This window comes from Paenibacillus sp. SAFN-054 (genome assembly GCF_051966755.1).
Taxonomy (GTDB): domain Bacteria; phylum Bacillota; class Bacilli; order Paenibacillales; family Paenibacillaceae; genus Paenibacillus_AQ.
In genome coordinates, this window is sequence record NZ_JBQCKS010000001.1 from 2,457,506 (window position 1) to 2,472,717 (window position 15,212).

Consider the following 15,212-nt stretch of genomic DNA (forward strand, 5'->3'; position numbering starts at 1 on the left):
CCGCAATAAAATTCTTGCCTCACGTGAATATGTAAGCAATCCTACTTTATTCTTCGACATTTTCCACCATTATCCTTTGGTTTTCCGTAAAATTCTTTATAACTATTTTCCTAAAGAGGATGGTCCTGTCGTCCCGCATCAAAAAAACCGCTGAACGTGAAGTGTTCAGCGGTTTCACCGGCAGTTTGTAAGGGGAACTATCAGCTGTTAATGCTTTCTGCGCAGCATATCGAAGTATGCGACCGGATGATCCACCCGCATGTGAATTCGCTGCAGGGGATGCCGTGCTGCTTCCAATGGTTGTCCCTCGTCATCCCACATTTCCGTCACGGTTTGTTTGAAGAAGGTTCCGTTCGGGCCAAAAAACTCGATCTCCTGGCCTTGCTTGAAATAATTGCGCTGCTGAATGACAGCCATTCGGGATGTTTCATCATACTCAAGCACTAGTCCGGCAAAATCATAGGGAGCAGCCTTATCTTCAGGCTCGTAAATATGATCCTCGTGATCCGGAATGTCATAGAAAAAGCCGGTGTTCAGCGGACGGTTGGCAGCTTTGTGGAGTTCGTCCAGCCACTCCTGCTTCAATTCATAATTTTCGGGGTCTTCGAAGTAGGCGTCGATGGCTTGGCGGTATACGTTGACCACCGTTGCAACATAATGGATGGACTTCATCCGTCCTTCGATTTTGAAGCTGTCGATGCCTGCCTCAATCAAATCCGGAATGTGCTCCAGCATACAGAGGTCCTTCGAGCCCATCGTAAAAGCAGGGTCCTCCTCTTCAAATAGCGGAATGCGCGCTATCCCCCCAGCTGGATTCTCCTCTTCCGTTCCGTCTTCGAACAGATCGTATTTCCATCGGCAGGACTGACAGCAGCCTCCCCGGTTGGAATCCCGGTCTGTGAAGTGGTTGGAAAGCACGCAGCGGCCCGAGATCGAGGAGCACATCGCCCCGTGGATAAAGGTCTCCATCTCGATTTCGACATTATTTTTAATCTCCGCGATTTCCTCCAAACTTGCCTCTCTGCCCAAGACGACACGAGGAAGTCCTTCGTCCTTCCAGAACTTAACGGCCTGCCAGTTCAGCGTGGACTGCTGCGTGCTGAGATGCACCTCAAGCAGCGGCACGGCCCGCTGAGCCACCTCGATAATGGCGGGGTCAGCCGCAATGATGGCCGTAATTCCGGCTTCATAAAGATTTCGCAAATATTCCTCAATACCTTCGATATCCTCGTTATGCACGTAAATGTTCGTAGCCACGAACACTTTGGCTCCGTATTTGCTCGCAAATTCCACACCCTCGCGCATTTCCTCGAAGGAGAAATTGTCAGCGTTTGAGCGCAGTCCGTATTTTTGGCCGCCGATGTATACCGCATCCGCTCCGTAATGAACGGCGAATTTCAGTTTTTCCAGGTTGCCGGCAGGTGCCAGCAGCTCGGGTTTGTCGAGTCTGACCCGTTTCCCCCGGTATTTCGGTTTAGAGAGCATTTCCTCCAAGGCGATTGACACCTCCCTTTCATGTTCTAATAGACTTGCTCCTTGTAAAAGAATCCGAACGTAAGCTCCCGCTCCGGGTCCTGAAGCTCCCTGACCTGATCGAGCCACTCCTCGCGGAAGACATAATCCGCCGGATGATTCAGGTACGTATCGATCGCCGTCCGGTATGCCTTCACAACTGCCGTGTTGTAATCAACGGGCTTCATGAAGCCTTCGATTTTGAAGCTGTCGATGCCTGCCTGCATCAGCAAATGCAAATCCTCCAGTATGCAAATATCGTCGGAGCTCATAATATGCGTCCCGTTATGGTCTTCAAAAATCGGGTATTTCTCCTGCGGCCGGTCTGCTTCGACCAGAAATAATCCGCGATCCTTGTCCAGACTGCCGCCTTCGACCGGCCGGCCTTGACGGATCATGTAGCTCTCGACCAGCTTCCTTTTGGAATGGTAGATGTTCGTCATGCCATGTACCTGGACCTGAGCCTCGATATCCAGATGCTGCTTGAGCTCCAGAAGCTCGTCCATGTTCAGCTCTTTAGCCGTGGCAATCCGCGTAGCCCCTTTGCGTCCCCAATAGTTGGCAGTGGCATAGTTGGTGGACATCATTTCTGCGTTCCAATGCAGTCTGATGGATGGTGCGTAAGTTTTAACGGCGGCGAGTACGGAAGGATCGCTGTATTCCACCGCGTACACGCCCGCATCCTTCAGCAATAAAATATAGTCGGGAAGCAGCTTGAGCATGTCATTCGTCATGACGTTGGTCAAACTTACGATGACTTTGGCATGGCGGGCATGTCCAAGCTGCACCGCCTCACGAATCTCCGATTCTGTAAACGGCCCGGGCAGCCTGAGCCCGAACCGTGCATCTCCGATAAGCAGTTCGCTCGCTCCCGCGTCCAGATATGCAGCACATTCCTGCAATGAGCCTGCGGTAACGAGCAGCTCAAGTTGTTTCGTCATACGGCACCTCTTTTATTTCGTCGTGCTATTGCTTTTCTTTATGTTTTTCAAATGCTCCTGATACGTCTTGGCAAACAGATGCTCATGCGAGCCGTCCTTCTTCGTAACGTAATATAAATATTCGGATGCCTTGGGGCTGAGTGCCGCTTCGATAGAGGCCACGCTCGGACTGCAGATCGGTCCCGGTGGCAGCCCGTCGTGCAGGTACGTGTTGTATGGGCTTTCGACCTTAAGGTCTTTGTATAGGAGCCTTTCCTTCGGTTCGGCTAGCGCATATTGTACCGTGGCGTCGATTTCAAGCTTCATTCGTTGATCCAGGCGGTTATAGATAACTCCAGCCACCAAAGGCCGCTCCTTATCCACCACGACCTCGCGCTCAACAAGGGATGCAATCGTCAGAAGCTCATGCAGCGTCATATCACGATCCTTCAGCTTCTGCTGCAAATCAGGAATACTGTCAATTTTACTTTGCATTTGCTCCATCATTCTATGAAAAATGTCACTGTCATTTGTTCCTTTTTTGAACTCATAGGTGTCCGGGAACAAATATCCCTCTGCTGCATGCTTCAAGTCTGCGTCTGCCGGAACCTCTTTAAAGGCAACGACCGCCTCATCTCCCGGATGATCCGCCAGCTTTATAAACTCCTCTGCCGAAGTTCCGGTTGCCTCGCTAACCTTCTTGGCGATCTGCTCGACGGTATAACCTTCAGGAATCGTAATCTTGACCATCTCTTCCTTGGCGACATCCCCGCTATTCAGCTTCGCGATCAATTCGCCGAATGTAGCACCGGGCTTCGCTTCGTACACGCCAGCTTGAAAACGGGAGCCTTCATGCTTCCACTTCAGGTATCCTTTAAAGATCGTTGAATTCTTGATCAGGCCATTCTGATGCAGCACTTCCGCGATTTTCGCGGTTCCCATACCCGATTCGATCGTGAATTTCACAGGTTGGTCCGAGGCTTTCACCGGCTGCAGGCCGTTCCATACGTAATACGCTCCTCCCCCTGCCCCAAGCAGAAGAATCACCAGAATTACTACAAATACTTTCACAGCTTTCAAGAAAAATCCAACCCTTCACAACCAAAAAGGACGGTCTGCACCGCCCTCTTAGGTTTATTCATTTTGAAATTTTGTCTGTTCATAAGGAAGCTGCAGATCTTTAATCTAATTCATGCTGTCATCCGGGAAAGTCATTTCATCGTACAGCTCGGTGATGTTTTCCCATTCGTCGTCATCATCGATCGTTGCCAGCTCGAGACTCCCGTCTTCCGCCTTCACGACTTTGAGTATATTGTACTCGCCGTCGCCGTCCTCGGGGCTTTGAAGCACCGCGTACGTTTGGCCGCCTATTTCAAATTCCGCTGTCAGATCATAGACTTCTGTGGAACCGTCTTCATCCTCCAGCTCTACAGTCGGGCCGAAGGCTTCCTTCAGAACGGAAGTCCAGACAGCCTGGTCTGCAGAATAATCAGTCATGTTCATTACCTCCGTCGAGTTCAGCCACCAGGGTGTTGAATGTTTCTTCGACGATCTGCCACTCTTCATCGTCTTCAATCATATAAAGCTTCAGGTCATCGCCGTCTTCTTCATAGCGGAATGCGTAAACCTCGTCTGAATCCTCGTCCCCGGCTTCCAGCGGAACGACCATCATGTACTTGGAGTCCGATCCGTCCACTTCGAATTTCATGATGACTTCGAATTCTTCCTCGTTGCCTTCGTCATCGGGAATATATATAACTTCCGGTTCTTCTTCCTCAAATAAGTTACGCTCATTGGCCATCTGTTATCACCCTCACCCTTTAGTCTTTGAGTCTAAATAATTTTGCAAAATCAAGCTTGCAGCCATCTTATCCACAACTTGCTTTCGCTTCTTCCGGCTGACATCAGCCTCAATCAGCGTCCGCTCGGCAGACACGGTTGTCAGCCGCTCATCCCACAGGTGGACGGGTAATTCCAGCATTTCCTTAAGCTTGTCAGCGAAATCGATACAGATTTCACCACGGGGACCGATGCTGCCATTCATGTTCTTGGGCAGTCCAACGACGAGCTCCTCGACCTCGTACTCACGGACAAGGTCCGCGATACGCTCCATCTCGGCACCGTCACGCCGGCGTTCCACCACTTCGAGCCCCTGTGCAGTCCATCCGAATAAATCACTGACGGCAACGCCAATTTTGCGGTCGCCGTAGTCCAATCCCATGATTCTCATAAAGCTCTCCTAACGGTGATTGGCTAAGTAGAACCGGACCAGCTCTTCAATCAACTCATCACGCTCTTTTTTTCTTACCAGGCTTCTGGCGTTATTATGGCGCGGAATGTAGGCCGGATCCCCGGAGAGGAGATAGCCGACAATCTGATTGATCGGATTGTATTCCTTCTCAACCAGCGCGTCATACACCGTAAGAAGGATATCCTTCGAGGATGCTTCCTTCTCGTCGCCCTTAACGTTAAACTTCATCGTTTTATCCATGGAGTCCATTTGTGACACCTCGCTTCTTCAAAAGCATGCCTTACGCACACTTTGACGAATTGATTCTTTAGGCTTCATATCTACTTCTAATATAACATACTCATCCCGCGGTAAGGAAACTCCATTCGCAAATAAAACGAAAATTCTTCGAATTTGACAGCTTCAGGGTTTATTGTATAAATGGAAGGTTCGTGCAAATCAGCCCCTGCTTCATTGCCGAATCCCTCCATTAGAATTTTGTGTTAAGCCTGCGATACGAGCTCTTCCGCCAGCTTCAGCGCTTCATCCAGCTTGCTTGCGTCCTTGGCACCAGCCTGCGCCATATCTGGACGCCCGCCTCCGCCTCCGCCGCAAACCGAAGCGATTTCCTTCACCAGCTTGCCTGCGTGCAGTCCTGACTTGGTCAGTTCCTGAGGCACGGATACGACGAAATTCACCTTGTCTTCGATCGCTGCGCCAAGAACCAGTACTGCCGATGGCAGCTTATTCTTCAGCTCATCCGCAAGGGTACGGAGCCCATCCATGCTGCCGACACTCACGCGGGCCGCAAGCAGTTCCTTGCCGCCTACCGTCTTCACCTGATCCGTCAGCTGTCCGGCTTCAATCAGGCTGAGCTTGCTTTGCAGCGATTCGTTCTCCCGGCCCAGTTCCTTCATTTGGGCATGAACCGATTCGATGCGTTTTGGTACGTCATTCAGATTGGACTTCAGCAGCTCTGCCGATTGTTTAAGCAAATCGAGCTGACCTTCGATGAACTGGTATGCGGAGCGTCCGGTCACCGCCTCGATCCGGCGCACGCCGGAGCCGATGCCGCTTTCGCTCACAAGCTTGAAGATGCCGATCTCTGACGTATTGCGGACATGGCAGCCGCCGCAAAGCTCAAGGCTATAATCCCCAATTTGAACGACGCGCACGATGTCGCCGTATTTTTCGCCGAAAAGGGCCATAGCTCCCATCGACTTGGCTTCATCAATCGGTTTGAATTCGATATTGACCTGAATGCCGTTCCAGATTTGCTCGTTGACGCGGCGCTCGATATCGGTAAGTTCTTCAGGTGTAATGCTTCCGAAATGGGAGAAGTCGAACCGCAGACGCTGCGGCTCTACCAAGGAACCTGCCTGGTTAACATGCTCGCCCAATACTTCTTTCAGCGCTTTATGAAGCAGGTGGGTCGCCGTATGGTTCTTGACGATATCCCGGCGGTTCGCTTGATCCACTTCCGCCTTCACCGTTTCACCGACCTTCAGTTCGCCGGCCTCAACGGTAACGACATGCACGTGCTGGCCATGCGGGGCTTTGTACAAGCCTTCCACTTTCGCCGTTACGCTACCGCCGCGCAGAAGCCCCTGGTCGCTGACCTGGCCGCCGCTTTCGGCGTAGAATGGCGTCGCATCCAGAATGACCTGGCAGGACTGTCCTTCTACTGCCGTGTCTACCATCGCATCATCCACGATGATGGCTAATATTTTGGACTCGGTTACGGTGTCATTATAACCAACAAATTCGCTTTTAACCGTATAATCGGAGAGTACGCCGCCCTGCACCTTCATGCCGCCGTTATCTTGACGGGCTGCACGCGCGCGGTCGCGCTGCTCCTGCATCGAGGCGTCAAAGCCGTCCTTGTCGACGGTCAGGCCATGCTCCATGGCGTAGTCTTCCGTCAAATCGAGCGGGAAGCCATAGGTGTCGTACAGCTTAAAGGCATCCGGGCCGCTGATCATTTTGCTGCTGCTTTCCAGCGCGTTTTTGCTGATGTCTTCCAGAATCGCCAATCCCTCGGACAGCGTCTCGTGGAAACGTTCCTCTTCGGTACGGATGACCTTCTCGATGAATTCGCGCTTCTCGACAACCTCCGAATAGTACACACCCATAATGTCGCCGACCGTCTCGGTCAGCGTGTACAGGAACGGACGGTCGAGACCCAGCACCTTGCCGTAACGCACGGCACGGCGGAGCAGGCGGCGGATAACGTATCCGCGTCCTTCATTGGAAGGGAGCACCCCGTCCGCTACCGCGAAAGCAACCGTACGTACGTGGTCGGCAATCACTTTAAGCGCCACGTCTTTTTCCACGCTGTCATTGTATTTCACCCCCGCCAGTTTGGCCGTCTGCTGAATAATCGGCTGGAACAGGTCGGTATCGAAGTTCGAATCCACGTTCTGCAGAATGGAAGCAAAGCGCTCGAGACCTGCGCCGGTATCGATATTCTTGTTGGGAAGCGGCGTGTAAGAGCCGTCTTTGTTATGGTTGAACTGCGAGAACACGAGGTTCCATACTTCCAGGAAGCGCTCGTTTTCCCCGCCAGGGAACATTTCGGGATCGGACAGGTCGCCGTAGGCATCGCCGCGGTCATAGAAAATTTCCGTACATGGTCCGCAAGGACCTTCGCCGATATCCCAGAAGTTGTCCTCCAGCTTCACGATGCGCTCTGCCGGCAGGCCGATTTTTTCATTCCAGAACTTGAATGCTTCTTCATCCTCCGGATATACGGTTACGGACAGGCGCTCAGGGTCGAAGCCGATCCATTCTTTACCGGTTAGGAATTCCCATGCCCATGTAATAGCTTCTTCTTTGAAGTAATCGCCGATCGAGAAGTTGCCGAGCATTTCGAAAAACGTATGGTGACGGCGGGTTTTGCCGACGTTCTCGATGTCGTTGGTGCGGATGCATTTCTGAGAGTTGGTCAGGCGCGGGTTCTCCGGGCTGATCCGTCCGTCGAAATATGGCTTCAGCGGTGCCATGCCGGCATTAATCCACAAAAGGGATGGATCGTTATGCGGAACGAGCGGTGCGCTCGGCTCGATTTTGTGTCCTTTACTTGCGAAAAACTCCAGCCACTTGGCACGGATTTCACTTGCTTTCATTTTTAACAGCCCCCAGCTTCAAAATTAGTCTTTAGCAAAAACGGTTCAACAATCACAAATAAGATTTGATCAGGGCAAGAGCAGCGGAGGTATGATCAAATGAATACAGTTGGTTATGTATTTCATGTGATATTCACGGAATCGGTCTGAAGAAGACAAGAACGATCCGTAACCGAAGTCGCCACCTTGCACGCGGTCAAGAAATTATTTTTGTTTGTTATGACCCTGAACAACATAAAAACGCCCCTGAATAAATTCAGGGACGATCATATCGCGGTACCACCCTGGTTATTGCGCTTCGTATCTTCAGCAAATGCAAGCACATGACATGCACACCGCTTCTATACTTCGAGCAATCTCCTCGTATCAGCCTGTAACGGGGCTATCCGGCGGGTTTTGCCCGCACTCCGAAATCAGCTTTCCGGCATCGCCCGCATGCGGATTCTTGCAGCCATCACGCGAAGCGTGAAGGAATCCGTTCTCTGTCCCAGGGAGCTCAGCTGCCGTACTTTATTTCGTCGACGCTTTGTCCATTTTTACTCATATGTTATCCAGTATATCGGCGGCGCATTTGAATGTCAATGAGGCAGCTCAGACGGTTTTGCGCTTCACGTAATAAGCGAATATATGCTGGAGAAGCACCTTCAGCACCGCAAATACCGGGACAGCCAAAATGAGGCCTACGATACCCGCAAGCTCTCCCCCGACCAACAATGCAAAAATGATGACGATGGGATGCAAATGCAGCTTTTTCCCGACCACCTGCGGAGAGATGACATTGCTTTCGAGCAGTTGGCAGATCCAGTTCACGACGATGACGAGCATCACCATTTTCCAGGAAATCGTGGATGCCATAACCACCGCTGGTGCTGCCCCAAGAAATGGGCCCAAATACGGTACGATGTTAAATACGGCGACGATACTGGCCATAAGCAGCGCGTACGGCATGCCGATCAGCATGTACCCGATATACGCAAGCACCCCGATGATCAGGCATACCAGGAACTGTCCGCGCACATAATTCCCGAGGGCAAGATCGATCTCCTTGAGCAGGCTCACCGTTGCTTTTCGGCGGGAGCGTGGCAGATAGGACACAATAGCCCTCTCAAACACATCAAAATCCTTGAGAATATAAAAGATAAGAAACGGAATGATGAACAGGTTCAAAACGATGTTGATCGTTGTGCCGATATGGTCGATGAAATCGGATATACCTTTGGCAAGCCTGTCCTCCCACTGCAGAAACCATCGGTCTACCCCGGCCATAACCCCGTCAGGCAGCAGCTTTTGATCCAGCCGGGTCATCAGGCTCTGGGCGTGCATGGTCATTTCGGGCAGATGCTCGTTCAGTTCTTCCATCTGTTCCAGAAGCAGCGGGATCATGTTGATCAGGATGACGGCCAGGCTGGTAAGGAAAACAGCATAGATGAGAAGCACCGCAATGCCCCTCGGCATTTTCCGGTCAGCCAGCATACATACGACGGGATTCAGCACGTACGAGATAATCATGGCCACGATGAACGGAGCCAGAATCGCCTTGAAAAAGTGATAAATATTCATGAACATCGGCCGGAGCAGCCAAATGAAATATAGTGCGATGAGGCCAAGTATGACCCATATTAACAGGCGGAACCATTTGTTAGAAGCCAGCTTTTCCAAGCGTTATCCTCCTTCCGGACTTGCTGTACACGTTATTATATGTACGAAAGGAAAAAATTAACCTTCTTCCAAATGAACCTTGCGTTCCATTGATATACCCATGTATGATGCGAAAAAAAGAAACCCATCACTAACGTGCGCCTCAAGCGAGCGCTAGTGATGGGTTTCTTTTAACATGAAAATTGCTTGTTCATAAGTTCACGATCCATTATAAAAATTGAACTAGAGTTTCGCCTTACTTCGCCCTGATTCCATATGGAATACGGGAGACATGCGTTCCCTTTCATCAGTTCAAATTATGAGGATGCATGAATATGCGGAAAGTCTTGGGGAATCTCTTCGAAAAACAGGTCATCCAGCGAACTCAGCGTTCCGTCTTCCTCTACTTGATACACGGACATTTTCTCTCCGTTGACCGTCAGTTCGATAAAGCAGCCCCAGCAATAAAACTGATGGGAACCGATTTTACCGATATCTTTGGAATTGCAGTTGGGACATCTCATATTCATTAATCACCTATCCGTTAACAGAATGAATGGTTTTCTCCAAACGCTCCTCGCTCATTGGAGGGACCATAATCGCATTTTTACCGATGGACATGTCCTGTGTAAGCGGCAGCCATTTGCGGCCTTCCATCAGGTCCGAGACAAAGCCGTCGCTGATTTCCAGACCTAATATTGTATTTCCCATTTCCTGGTCAAAATAAACATCCGTTACTTTTCCGAGCAGGATGCCATCCTCCGTCAATACGTTCTGGTCCTTGAATTTGTTTTTACCCAAAAGATAGGTATATTGTATGTCGTCGGCCCCCGTCTTTCGAACAGCCTGTTGATTACGAATCATCACAGCGTCCTCGCCATATGCCATAATGTCCTCCCAGGACACGGACTTGGCCGAACTGGAAAAGAGTCCTTTGCCCTCAAGCTCCAGCGCTTCTATTCTCCAGTCCTCGCTGATCCAAACATCGCTGACTTTTCCGATCTCCTTGCCTTCCTCTACATCAAATACGGCAAGCCCGATCAATTCTTGGAACTTCATGGCCAGGATCCCACCTATCCCTATTCAGATTTAAACCAAGGAATCCCGCCAGGCGCGGGAAGGATGCCTCCGAGGCATCAATCCATTGATTTTCCGGATGGTATGGAACACTCCTCCCTCCTTGTCCATACATAGAGAATCCCTAACTTCTATTACGTAAACGACGAAGAATGGTTGCAATTTTGTGGGCGGTGTATTCCATATCTTCAGTAGTATTACCCAATCCAAAGCTGAAACGAATCGCGGAGCGCAAAACATTTTGTGGAAGTTTCATAGCCTGAAGTACATGGGAAACTTCAAGTGAACCCGAAGTGCAAGCTGAGCCGCTGGCGGCTGCTATGCCTTCCATATCCAGGTTCATCAAGAGTGTCTCCGTGTCGGTGTCCGGGAAGCTGATATTCAGTATGTGAGGTAAAAATTCAGAGGGGTGTCCGTTGATGATAAACGAGTCTCGTCCAAGTTCCTGTTCCAGCGTGCCAATCAAGGTGTGCCGGAGCATGAGATCATGATCTCTGCGTTCCTCCAAATGCGCGGCTGCGATGCTCACGGCTTTGCCAAAGCCGGCAATTCCCGCCATGTTTTCCGTGCCCGCACGGCGTTTTTTCTCTTGCAGACCTCCGTGAAGCCTTGGCGCCAGGTGAACACCGCGGCGAACATAAAGCGCGCCTACTCCCTGGGGACCATTGATTTTATGGGCGGAAAAGCTCATCAGATCGACCGGCAACTCGTGGCAGGATATCGGTATCGCTCCCAAAGCCTGCACGGCATCGACGTGGAAAAGAACTCCACGGCGTCTTGCAAGCTCCCCGATTTCCGCGATAGGCTGCACGGTTCCGACTTCATTATTGGCATACATAATGCTGATTAACACGGTATCCTGCGTCAAGGCATTCTCCACATCTTCGATCCGTACCCTCCCCGTGGAATCCACGGGCAGATAGGTGACGCGGTATCCGAGATTCTCCAGCTCCTCGCAGGCATGCAGTACGGCATGATGCTCGATCGACGAAGTAATGATATGCTTGCCGGCGCCTTCGATGGAAGGCAGGGCACCAAACAAGGCAAGGTTGTCGCTTTCGGTCCCGCCGGCGGTAAAGACGATTTCATCCGGAAAACAGCCCAGAGACTTGGCGATCAAATCTCTGGCTTCGCTTACCGTCCGCTTGGCGGAACGTCCAAAAGCATGAACGCTTGAAGCATTGCCGAACTGTCCGGTCATCACTTTCATCATTTCTTCGGCTACTTGGGGATGTACGGGTGTGGATGCCGCATGATCCAAATAAATGGAATTCATCATTGCATCTCCTTTATTAAATGTAGAACATGTAGTTGTCGGCAGCATCCTGTTCCTGATACGATATCAAGTCCAGCAGCGTCGTTGAATCCAGGACGCTTGCAATGCCGTCGCGGATGCGAAGCCACAAGTTGCGCTTGGCAGGATCATCTTCTTCTGTAAAATCCACCGGGGAGATCGGTCCTTCCAGCACACGGATCACGTCCCCTGCCGTAATCTCAGACGCCTCGCGCGACAGGATATAACCGCCGTATGCGCCGCGGACGCTTTTGACGAGACCCGCATTTCGCAGCGGTGCGATCAGCTGCTCCAAGTAATGTTCGGAAAGCTGGTTTTTCTCGGCGATGCTTTTCAGAGATATGGGGCCTTCGCCGTATTTTGCCGCAAGCTCCATCATTATCGTCAGGCCGTAACGCCCTTTTGTTGAAATCTTCAAAGGTGGCACCTCTTTCAAAATGTTCATGTTTCTTTGGTTTTATCCACGTGGTCAGAAAATGGAAATCCCCGCGTCAACAGGCATTTCTGCGTATTCCGATCACAACCCTTTGCTTATGGTAACATATCCGGCAGGCTTTTGGTATGAAAACCGTCTTTCGAAGTACTTCCACAGAAGACAGACGCCTTCAGCGAAAATCCCCCTGCCGTTCAGGAATCGCTCTCGCTTTACCGGAACCGGGCCTTTCATTCATCTTAAATCCCCCGTGTCCGAACTTCCCACTGTTCTTCCGGTGCGGACAATCCTTTTCTGGTGTGATCCACGTCAGGTTGTGTTAAAATACGATCATGGGCACAATTTCAAAATAGAAATGGTGATTACTTTGTCAAACAACAATCAAAATACACGCGTCGTCGTCGGCATGTCCGGCGGGGTCGATTCCTCGGTTACCGCACTTCTGCTAAAGGAGCAGGGATACGATGTCATCGGCATCTTCATGAAAAACTGGGATGACACCGATGAATTCGGGGTCTGCACCGCCGAGCAGGATGCGGAGGATGTGCGCCGCGTTTGCGAACAAATAGACATCCCTTATTACACGGTCAATTTCGAAAAGGAATACTTTGATAAAGTATTCTCCTATTTCCTTGATGAATATAAGGCGGGACGTACTCCAAATCCTGACGTGATGTGCAACCGCGAAATCAAATTCGGCGAATTTCTTCAGAAAGCGCTCAATCTCGGCGCTGATTATGTAGCCACAGGCCATTATGCCCGCGTCGTGGAAGAAGACGGCGTCTTCAAACTCCTTCGCGGCGTGGACGGCAACAAGGACCAGACGTACTTCTTGAACGCGCTGAACCAGCAGCAGCTGTCGAAGGCGATGTTCCCGATCGGGCATCTTCCAAAACCGGAAGTACGCCGGATTGCGGAAGCCGCGGGCTTGTACACCGCCAAGAAGAAAGACAGCACCGGCGTCTGCTTCATCGGCGAGCGCAATTTCAAGGAATTCCTGAGCCAATATCTTCCCGCCCAGTCCGGAATTATGGTGGACATTGCTACGGGTGAAGTCAAAGGCCGCCACGACGGCCTGATGTATTACACGCTCGGACAGCGCCAAGGCCTTGGCATCGGCGGTTCCGGTAACGGCGAGCCTTGGTTCGTGGCCGATAAGGATCTGGAACAGAACATCCTGTATGTCGTGCAAGGCGACAAGCATCCAAGCCTGTATTCGACCGGTCTGGTTGCTACCGGCGTGAACTGGATTGCAGGCGAAGGGAACGTGCCCAAAGAGCCTTTCAACTGCACCGCCAAGTTCCGCTACCGTCAGCCCGATCAGCAGGTGACGCTGGAATGGCTGGAGGACGGAAGCGTCCATGTCCAGTTTGCCCAGCAGCAAAAAGCGATTACGCCAGGACAAGCCGTTGTCTTCTATCAAGATGACATATGCCTTGGCGGCGGGACCATTGATAAAGTAGAGAAAGTCCCTTACAAGCTCCCCGTGCTGCAAAAAAAATAAAGCACAAACGCTGAAGCCATTGCCCGGAAACTCCGCGGCAGTGGCTTTTTCGTCTGTGCAAAACATTTCTCTATGGAGCCTATGGAATCCTGCTCCTATCCTCGAATATTTCCCCGTAAGGCGATCATTCTTCTCCGGAAAGGAACTGTTTGCGTCTGCGCTCTTGATTGATCTGAATCTTGGACTCGTTCCCCTGCTCCGTCGCCTGGTAGAATACGCGCCGCGAAATCTCCTTCGGCAGATAATCCTGCTTCACATAATGACCCGGAAAGTCATGAGGGTATTTATAACCTTCATGCCCCAGCTTTACGGCGCCTTTGTAATGGGTGTCCCGCAGATGCAGCGGCACCTCCGCCGATTTCATGTCGTCGATCGCCGTCATTGCACGCGATATTGCCGTATAGACGGCATTTGATTTCGGACTTTCAACGGCAAACAGGATCGCCTGGGCGATGTTCAGCTTCGCTTCCGGCCAACCGTTGTTCCGGTATGCGTCAAGCGCGCTCACGGCCTGCACCATCGCCTGCGGATTCGCGAGACCGATATCCTCGCTGCTTGCCGCGATCAACCGGCGGATGAACACCATCGGGTCCATCCCCAGCTTCTCGACGGCATAGAGAAACCAGAAGAGCGCGGCATCGCTCGATCCGCGGATGCTCTTATGGAAGGCGGACAGCACGTCGTACTGCGTCGATTCGTCGGCACGCACGATGGGGCGGCGGATCGATTCCTCCGCCACCTCCAGCGTAATATGCACGGTGCCGTCAGCCTCCGGCGGCGTCGTCATGGCTGCAAGCTCCAGCGCGTTCAGCGCCCTGCGAATGTCGCCGTTCGCCATGGTCGCAATGTGAGCCAGCGCTTTTTCATCTACCTGCAGCTTCATGAAGCCGAGCCCCTTGTCGGCATCGACAAGCGCACGCCTCATGGCAATGAGCGAGTGCTCCTTCGTCAGAGGTTCCAGCTGAAATAAGGTCGAGCGGCTCATCAAGGCCCCGTTCACGTAATGGAACGGATTCTCTGTCGTGGCACCGATAAAGATGATCGTTCCTTTCTCTACCGCCGGCAGCAGCGCGTCCTGCCGCGAGCTGTTGAAACGATGCACCTCATCCAGAAACAGGATCGTCTTCGTGCCGTACATCGATTTATTGGTTTGTGCGCGGTCGATCACTTCCCGCACGTCTTTGACGGAGGCATCCACCGCATTCAGGCGGACGAAGTCTGCCTGCGTCCTTTGCGATATGATATGGGCCAGCGTCGTCTTGCCGCATCCCGGCGGACCGTACAGCAGGATTGACGAAACCTGGTCCGCTTCGATCGCCCGGCGCAGCAGCTTTCCGGGGCCGATAATATGTTCCTGCCCGATATATTCATCCAGACTGGTCGGACGCATCCGGTCGGCAAGCAGCCTGCCGCTCGGTTCCGACTCCTGCTGGAAAGAAAATAAATCCATGTGTATTCACGTCCCTCGAGCTAATTTCG

At 51.7% G+C, this 15,212-nt stretch carries 15 protein-coding genes; 1 reads left to right on the forward strand and 14 read right to left on the reverse strand.

What is annotated here, in order from left to right; genetic code table 11:
* Positions 1–207 precede the first annotated feature (207 nt).
* The 13 genes from ACTHPM_RS11175 to cymR all read right to left on the reverse strand — a co-directional run bounded on the left by ACTHPM_RS11175 (position 208) and on the right by cymR (position 12,214).
* A complete protein-coding gene (locus tag ACTHPM_RS11175; protein WP_440395414.1) occupies positions 208–1,485 on the reverse strand; it encodes a peptidase U32 family protein in 1,278 nt (425 codons plus the stop codon).
* Positions 1,486–1,520: 35 nt separating this feature from the next.
* Positions 1,521–2,453, reverse strand: a complete 933-nt coding sequence (locus tag ACTHPM_RS11180) for a peptidase U32 family protein (RefSeq protein ID WP_440395237.1) — start codon at positions 2,451–2,453, stop codon at positions 1,521–1,523.
* A gap of 12 nt (positions 2,454–2,465) precedes the next feature.
* Complete coding sequence (gene mltG / locus ACTHPM_RS11185; protein ID WP_440395238.1) at positions 2,466–3,512, reverse strand: endolytic transglycosylase MltG; 1,047 nt, start codon at positions 3,510–3,512, stop codon at positions 2,466–2,468.
* A 105-nt stretch (positions 3,513–3,617) separates the two neighbouring features.
* A complete protein-coding gene (locus tag ACTHPM_RS11190) occupies positions 3,618–3,929 on the reverse strand; it encodes a DUF1292 domain-containing protein (RefSeq protein ID WP_440395239.1) in 312 nt (103 codons plus the stop codon).
* A complete protein-coding gene (locus ACTHPM_RS11195; RefSeq protein WP_440395240.1) occupies positions 3,922–4,233 on the reverse strand; it encodes a DUF1292 domain-containing protein in 312 nt (103 codons plus the stop codon). The genes ACTHPM_RS11190 and ACTHPM_RS11195 overlap by 8 nt, the downstream gene beginning before the upstream one ends.
* Positions 4,234–4,245: 12 nt before the next feature.
* On the reverse strand, positions 4,246–4,662 hold the full coding sequence (gene ruvX, locus ACTHPM_RS11200; RefSeq protein ID WP_440395241.1) for a Holliday junction resolvase RuvX: 417 nt from the start codon (positions 4,660–4,662) through the stop codon (positions 4,246–4,248).
* A gap of 9 nt (positions 4,663–4,671) precedes the next feature.
* Positions 4,672–4,932 (reverse strand): IreB family regulatory phosphoprotein, encoded by a 261-nt coding sequence (locus ACTHPM_RS11205; protein WP_127601893.1) that lies wholly within the window; start codon positions 4,930–4,932, stop codon positions 4,672–4,674.
* Positions 4,933–5,165: 233 nt separating this feature from the next.
* Positions 5,166–7,787, reverse strand: a complete 2,622-nt coding sequence (gene alaS, locus ACTHPM_RS11210; RefSeq protein WP_440395242.1) for an alanine--tRNA ligase — start codon at positions 7,785–7,787, stop codon at positions 5,166–5,168.
* Positions 7,788–8,378: 591 nt separating this feature from the next.
* On the reverse strand, positions 8,379–9,446 hold the full coding sequence (locus tag ACTHPM_RS11215; RefSeq protein ID WP_440395243.1) for an AI-2E family transporter: 1,068 nt from the start codon (positions 9,444–9,446) through the stop codon (positions 8,379–8,381).
* 296 nt (positions 9,447–9,742) lie between these two features.
* Positions 9,743–9,949, reverse strand: coding sequence for a hypothetical protein (locus tag ACTHPM_RS11220; RefSeq protein WP_440395244.1), 207 nt, complete (start codon positions 9,947–9,949; stop codon positions 9,743–9,745).
* Positions 9,950–9,962: 13 nt separating this feature from the next.
* Positions 9,963–10,484: a PRC-barrel domain-containing protein gene (locus ACTHPM_RS11225; protein WP_440395245.1), complete on the reverse strand. Its 522-nt coding sequence runs from the start codon at positions 10,482–10,484 to the stop codon at positions 9,963–9,965.
* 142 nt (positions 10,485–10,626) lie between these two features.
* Positions 10,627–11,778 (reverse strand): cysteine desulfurase family protein, encoded by a 1,152-nt coding sequence (locus ACTHPM_RS11230; RefSeq protein ID WP_440395246.1) that lies wholly within the window; start codon positions 11,776–11,778, stop codon positions 10,627–10,629.
* Between the two features lie 16 nt (positions 11,779–11,794).
* Positions 11,795–12,214, reverse strand: coding sequence for a cysteine metabolism transcriptional regulator CymR (gene cymR / locus ACTHPM_RS11235; protein ID WP_440395247.1), 420 nt, complete (start codon positions 12,212–12,214; stop codon positions 11,795–11,797).
* Between the two features lie 382 nt (positions 12,215–12,596).
* Between cymR and mnmA the strand changes: the two genes are divergently transcribed.
* Complete coding sequence (gene mnmA / locus ACTHPM_RS11240; RefSeq protein ID WP_440395248.1) at positions 12,597–13,733, forward strand: tRNA 2-thiouridine(34) synthase MnmA; 1,137 nt, start codon at positions 12,597–12,599, stop codon at positions 13,731–13,733.
* 124 nt (positions 13,734–13,857) lie between these two features.
* On the opposite strand, the gene ACTHPM_RS11245 is transcribed toward mnmA, so the two are convergent.
* Positions 13,858–15,183 carry a replication-associated recombination protein A gene (locus tag ACTHPM_RS11245; RefSeq protein ID WP_440395249.1) on the reverse strand — a complete coding sequence of 442 codons (1,326 nt, stop codon included), beginning with the start codon at positions 15,181–15,183 and terminating at the stop codon, positions 13,858–13,860.
* Between the last annotated feature and the right edge of the window lie 29 nt (positions 15,184–15,212).

Excerpts from the sequence above, each read along its gene's own strand:
- ACTHPM_RS11220 (WP_440395244.1), bottom strand. The coding sequence starts at position 9,949 with ATGAGATGTCCCAACTGCAATTCCAAAGATATCGGTAAAATCGGTTCC.
- ACTHPM_RS11180 (WP_440395237.1), bottom strand. The coding sequence starts at position 2,453 with ATGACGAAACAACTTGAGCTGCTCGTTACCGCAGGCTCATTGCAGGAA.
- ruvX (WP_440395241.1), bottom strand. The coding sequence starts at position 4,662 with ATGAGAATCATGGGATTGGACTACGGCGACCGCAAAATTGGCGTTGCC.
- ACTHPM_RS11205 (WP_127601893.1), bottom strand. The coding sequence starts at position 4,932 with ATGGACTCCATGGATAAAACGATGAAGTTTAACGTTAAGGGCGACGAG.
- ACTHPM_RS11175 (WP_440395414.1), bottom strand. The coding sequence starts at position 1,485 with ATGCTCTCTAAACCGAAATACCGGGGGAAACGGGTCAGACTCGACAAA.
- ACTHPM_RS11190 (WP_440395239.1), bottom strand. The coding sequence starts at position 3,929 with ATGACTGATTATTCTGCAGACCAGGCTGTCTGGACTTCCGTTCTGAAG.
- alaS (WP_440395242.1), bottom strand. The coding sequence starts at position 7,787 with ATGAAAGCAAGTGAAATCCGTGCCAAGTGGCTGGAGTTTTTCGCAAGT.
- ACTHPM_RS11225 (WP_440395245.1), bottom strand. The coding sequence starts at position 10,484 with ATGAAGTTCCAAGAATTGATCGGGCTTGCCGTATTTGATGTAGAGGAA.
- ACTHPM_RS11230 (WP_440395246.1), bottom strand. The coding sequence starts at position 11,778 with ATGAATTCCATTTATTTGGATCATGCGGCATCCACACCCGTACATCCC.
- ACTHPM_RS11195 (WP_440395240.1), bottom strand. The coding sequence starts at position 4,233 with ATGGCCAATGAGCGTAACTTATTTGAGGAAGAAGAACCGGAAGTTATA.
- ACTHPM_RS11245 (WP_440395249.1), bottom strand. The coding sequence starts at position 15,183 with ATGGATTTATTTTCTTTCCAGCAGGAGTCGGAACCGAGCGGCAGGCTG.